The following is a 3,077-nucleotide window of genomic DNA, read 5'->3' on the forward strand; positions in this document are numbered from 1 at the left end:
GGTTCGCAAAACCACCATAGAGACCCGCGACCCGGTTATGGCCGGCCGCTGCGCAATTTTTGGGGCTGCGCAGGCGGACATAACCTTCAACAGCGCGTCATTCCCAACATGCTACGGCAAGGAGTTCGGCCCAAGCAGCCCAGAAACCGCAACACCATCTACTCCCGGCCCATGCGCTTCGACACGATCTGCGAGGGCGAGACCGTGTCCGCCATCGGTTCGAGGACATGGTCGAGCGGATGAACCGGACGATCAAGGACGCGACGGTCAAGCGCTTTTATTACGACGACCACGACCAGCTCCGCACTCACCTAGCGGACTTCATGGCCGCTTACAATTTCGCGCGGCGGCTCAAGACCGTCGCCAGCCATGGTCCGTGGACCGATGGCGGACCATGGCTGGCCCTCACGCCTTGCGAATACATCTGCAGGATCTGGACATTCGAGCCAGACAGATTCATCCTAAATCCGATCCACCAGATGCCGGGACTGAACAGCTAATTGATTATGAATATTGCTTGATGAACGACCGCTGCTATGATTTGGCCATCTGGTTCGGAGAGATGTTCTTTACCCCCATGCAGGAGGCAGAGCTGATCGAGGAGTATTTCGGGCGTGTGACCCGCGACCTTCTGGCCCGCGTGGCCGTGCACAAGGCGCTGGCCGATGTGAAATGGGCGCTGTGGTCGATGGTGCAGCTGCGCGTGTCACGGCTGGATTTCGATTTCCACAAATACGGCAAGTGGAAGCTGATGCGCTTTCGCCAGATCACCGGCCATCCCGACTGGCCCCTTCATCTGAGGTCGCTGTGACTGCCTATCGCGCTACAGCCCGGGGCGAGGCGTTCCGCTTCGACAGCCTCGGCGCGGTGATGGCCGCGGCCTCGCCCGAACGCTCCGGCGACCAGCTGGCGGGGATCGCGGCCGACAGCGCGCTTCAGCGGGTGGCCGCGCGACGCGTGCTGATGGACCTGCCGCTGACGGTGTTCCTGACCGACGCGCTAATCCCCTATGAGGCAGACGACGTGACGCGGCTGATCATGGATACGCATGACCGGGCGGCCTTTGCGCCGGTCGCATCCATGACGGTGGGCGATCTACGCGACTGGCTGTTGTCGCCCGCCGCCGACGGCCCGGCGCTCGCGGCGCTCGCCCCGGGCCTGACGCCCGAGATGGCGGCGGCGGTCAGCAAGCTGATGCGCAACCAGGATCTGATCCGGGTGGCGCGCAAGATCCGCGTGGTGACCGCCTTTCGCAGCACCATCGGGGGGCCCGGCGTGCTGGCCTCGCGCCTGCAGCCCAATCACCCCGCCGACGATCCGCGCGGGATCGCGGCGGCGGTGCTGGACGGGCTGCTGCAGGGGGTGGGCGATGCGGTGATCGGGATCAACCCGGCTTCGGACAATCTGTCGAACTGTCATGCGCTGCTGGTCGCTTTGGACGAGATGCGCGCCGCGCTGGACATCCCCACCCAGACCTGCGTGCTGACCCATGTGACCAATGCCCTGACTCTGCTGGAGCGCGGCGCCCCGGTCGATCTGATCTTTCAATCCGTCGCGGGCAGTCAGGCCGCGAACGAGGGCTTCGGCGTCACCCTGTCCCTGCTGGCCGAAGCGCATCAAGCGGGGCTGGAGGCCCGGCGCGGCACGGTCGGGCAGAACGTCATGTATTTCGAGACGGGGCAGGGCTCGGCCCTGTCCTCGGATGCCCATCACGGCATCGACCAGCAGACGATGGAGGTGCGCGCCTATGCCGTCGCCCGCGCCTATGATCCGCTGCTGGTCAATACGGTGGTGGGCTTCATCGGGCCGGAATACCTCTATGACGGCAAGCAGATCGTCCGCGCGGGGCTGGAGGATCATTTCTGCGGCAAGCTGCTGGGCCTGCCGATGGGGGTCGACGTCTGCTACACCAACCATGTCGAGGCCGATCAGGACGACATGGACACGCTGGCCACCCTGCTGGCGCAGGCAGGCGTCAGCTTCGTGATCGCGGTGCCCGGAGCCGACGACATCATGCTGGGCTATCAAAGCCTCGCCTTCGAGGATATCGCCTATCTGCGCGAGATCACCGGTCTTGCCCCCGCCCCCGAATTCGCCCGCTGGCTGCAGGGGGTGGGCCTGTCCGGCCCCGCCCGTCTGGCCGATGCGGACGCGCTGGCCCGCCGCCTTGGGCTGCCCGCATGAGCGGTGAAGATCGCCCGGCGGCTGCAGCCCCGCGCCCCGACCTCTATCGCCGTCTGGCCGACCTGACCCCCGCCCGGCTCCGGTTGGAGGCGCGGCCCGGCGCCACGCGGCTGTCGGACCTGCTGGCCTTCCAGCAGGATCACGCCGCCGCCCGCGATGCGATCCACGGGCAGGTCGATTGGGACGCGCTGGCCGATGCGCTGGCGCCCCTGCCGGTGCTGCGCGTTGCCAGCCGCGCCACCGACCGCGCCACCTATCTGCGCCGCCCCGATCTGGGGCGGCAGCTGGCGGAGGCCGACCATGCCCGGCTGGATGCCGCGCGTTTGCCCGACGATCCGCCCCTGCTGGTTGTCATCGGCGACGGGCTCTCGGCCCCCGCCGTCATGGCGCAGGTCGCGCCGCTGATGGCCGCGTTGGTCGCCCGCCTGCCCGAGCTGCAGGACCGCCCCGTCGTGCTGGCGCAGGGCGCGCGCGTGGCGCTTGGCGATGCGATCGGCGCGGCGATGGGCGCCGCCCTGGTCCTGATACTGATCGGAGAGCGTCCGGGCCTGTCGGTCGTCGACAGCCTGGGCGCCTATCTGACGCAGGCCCCGCGCGTCGGCCTGCGCGACAGCGCCCGCAACTGCGTGTCCAACATCCATGCGCGCGGCGGGCTGTCCCATGCCGCCGCCGCCGACCGCCTGACCTGGCTGATCCATGAGGCCCGCCGCATTGGAACGACAGGCGTCGCCCTAAAGGATGACAGCGGCCTGGTGCAGTTGGATCACTAGCTGTTCAGTCCCGGCATCTGGTGGATCGGGTTCAGGATGAATCTGTCTGGCTCGGATGTCCAGATCCTGCAGATGTATTCGGAAGGCGTGAGGGCCAGCCATGGTCCGCCATCGGTCCGAGGA

At 67.3% G+C, this 3,077-nt stretch carries 3 protein-coding genes and 2 pseudogenes; all 5 read left to right on the forward strand.

Annotation, left to right across the window (positions count from 1 at the left end; translation table 11 throughout):
• Positions 1 to 243, forward strand: a pseudogene (locus FA743_RS20735) (hypothetical protein); the annotation flags it as partial.
• Positions 231 to 500 (forward strand): annotated as a pseudogene (locus FA743_RS19995) (hypothetical protein); the annotation flags it as partial. The pseudogenes FA743_RS20735 and FA743_RS19995, both read left to right, overlap by 13 nt.
• Before the next feature lie 20 nt (positions 501 to 520).
• The gene (locus FA743_RS20000) at positions 521 to 811 is read left to right on the forward strand and encodes a phosphotransferase family protein (RefSeq protein ID WP_246055080.1); all 291 of its coding nucleotides are present in this window, start codon (positions 521 to 523) and stop codon (positions 809 to 811) included.
• Positions 808 to 2,184, forward strand: coding sequence for an ethanolamine ammonia-lyase subunit EutB (locus FA743_RS20005; protein ID WP_136887806.1), 1,377 nt, complete (start codon positions 808 to 810; stop codon positions 2,182 to 2,184). Before FA743_RS20000 ends, FA743_RS20005 begins: the two co-directional genes overlap by 4 nt.
• Positions 2,181 to 2,954, forward strand: coding sequence for an ethanolamine ammonia-lyase subunit EutC (eutC, locus tag FA743_RS20010; protein WP_136887807.1), 774 nt, complete (start codon positions 2,181 to 2,183; stop codon positions 2,952 to 2,954). Before FA743_RS20005 ends, eutC begins: the two co-directional genes overlap by 4 nt.
• Positions 2,955 to 3,077 lie beyond the last annotated feature (123 nt).

The organism is Paracoccus gahaiensis (assembly GCF_005048225.1).
GTDB classification, from domain to species: Bacteria; Pseudomonadota; Alphaproteobacteria; order Rhodobacterales; family Rhodobacteraceae; genus Paracoccus; species Paracoccus gahaiensis.